Source organism: uncultured Thiodictyon sp. (assembly GCF_903946935.1).
GTDB lineage: Bacteria > Pseudomonadota > Gammaproteobacteria > Chromatiales > Chromatiaceae > Thiodictyon.
The window spans coordinates 1-1770 of record NZ_CAJAXH010000167.1; the positions used below are offsets into that span (position 1 = coordinate 1).

General features: G+C 67.2%; 1 protein-coding gene and 1 pseudogene. Both read right to left on the bottom strand.

Annotation, left to right across the window (positions count from 1 at the left end):
• Window positions 1-41: 41 nt before the first annotated feature.
• On the bottom strand, window positions 42-710 hold the full coding sequence (locus tag QZX93_RS14950; protein WP_295393156.1) for a DUF4400 domain-containing protein: 669 nt from the start codon (window positions 708-710) through the stop codon (window positions 42-44).
• 580 nt (window positions 711-1290) lie between these two features.
• A pseudogene (locus tag QZX93_RS14955) lies at window positions 1291-1770 on the bottom strand (TraM recognition domain-containing protein); the annotation flags it as partial.

The following is a 1770-nucleotide window of genomic DNA, read 5'->3' on the forward strand; positions in this document are numbered from 1 at the left end:
CGCGTCTCGTCAACAGCCGCAGGACTAGGTATTCCTCTGACTTACAAACGCTTCTGACTGTTGGCAAGCACGAGCCCCAAGAGCCCGGCAACAACGGCCACCCCAACCGGCACGCCCGCGGCGGGTAGCGGGATCGGGGCAACCAACAGCATCAAGGTCCCGATCAGTATCCAAAGCAGCGCCCGCACCGACCAGAAATGGATCAGCGGACTGGCATAGGAAAAGCCGTGCTGCCGGATGCGCCGCCGTAACAGGGCATCGTACGCGGCGGCAGCGCACAGGATGAGGCTGAACGGCCACCAGAAGAGCAGGACCGCCAGGCGCTGGCAGGCCTGCCCGAGTGACCACCAGACCACATGCACCCGGCCCGCGAGCCAGGGCCAGACCGGGCTGTCCGCCAATTTCTCCAGCCCCGCCCCCGCCATCCGGTGATCGGGGACCAGGACGTGATAACTCCACGCCTCCAGGCCGGTGCGCACGCAACAGGCCCGATACCAGCGCACCGCGCGGTCGAGGATGAGGTCGGCCTGCGCCGGCCCCACGGCGTCCACCAGGGACGTGAGTTCCCGCGCGCTGACCTGGCGCGCCCAGTCGGTCGGCACCAGGGCGGCGAACAGGATGAACTCCATGACGAAGAGCAGCAGGCCCGCGGCGAGCGTCCAGAGCCAGAGGCCTTTGCCGTCGCTGCCCTCGTGCGAGTCGTCAAGCATCCTGCACCCCAGGCGCGGGCTCCAGGCCAGGCACCGGCAGGACGGCGCGTAGCCGACGGCCCAGGATGCGCCGTTGGTTGACGGTCATGGCCTGTGCCAGGACCGGATGCTCGGGCGCGGCGAGTGCCCCCATGATCGCCTCGAAGAAGGCCGCAAAGCGCTCGCGATCGGGCACCCCGGCCTTCTTCGCGACCTTGTGAGCGTTGATCGCGGCCACGGCGATGGCTTGCAGGCGGGTGTAGCGGGCCTCGTCGGTGGGGTACCGCGCCCAGAGCCCCAGCGCAAGGCGTTCGAGTAACCCGCGGCTGTCGGGCCAGTCGATCTCCACTTGGGTCAGTGCGTCGCGTTGGGAGCGTTTCAGGGCCGCGTTCAGATATCTTTTTCCCATGTTATTTTCCAGTGTGTGCGTTGTCGTCTGTACTTCTTGTGGTTCTGCCTCAGGCGCACGAGGGTCCGTGTCGGACTCACTGGCGGCTGATGGCTCTGGCGATCCGGCGAGCGGCGCGTTGGCTCGCGGGTCGCCGTCTGGCTCAGTGGCCGGCGTGGTGACTGCCGGCTCGGCCGGGCCACGGAGCGCACCCAGGATCGGCAACCGACCCTTGACGATCCGCCCCCCCGAAAGCTTGGCGATGTACTCGAAGTTGGGGAGCTGTCCGAGCCACGCCGGGCTGAACAGCTCGACCTCCTCCTCGACCACGCGCTCACCGGTGTTGCCGGTGTAGAGCACCGGGTTGCTGGAGTCGGTGGTACTGCCATGGGAGCGCATGATGCTGACCACACGGGTCTTGGGCAGGCTTTCGGCCACGTACTCCTGGGTCTCGGCATCGAGCACGCGCAAGGCCACCAGGTTGTTGATGTTGCCGAGCACCTGCCGGGCCTTGGCCTCGCTGCCGGTGCGGGCGGCGAAGTCGGCAAAGGTCTGGGCAGCGATCACCAAGCGCAGACCGGCGCCACGGCCCTTGTTCAGCAGTTGGATGAAGGGATCGTTCACCACTTCGGCCGACTCGTCGATGAACACGTTCACCGGACTCGGGCGCCCCTGGTGGTTGTAGCGATCACC

What these genes read in the sequence shown, in the direction of transcription:
- QZX93_RS14950 (WP_295393156.1), bottom strand. Translation starts at nt 710, where the DNA reads ATGCTTGACGACTCGCACGAGGGCAGCGACGGCAAAGGCCTCTGGCTC.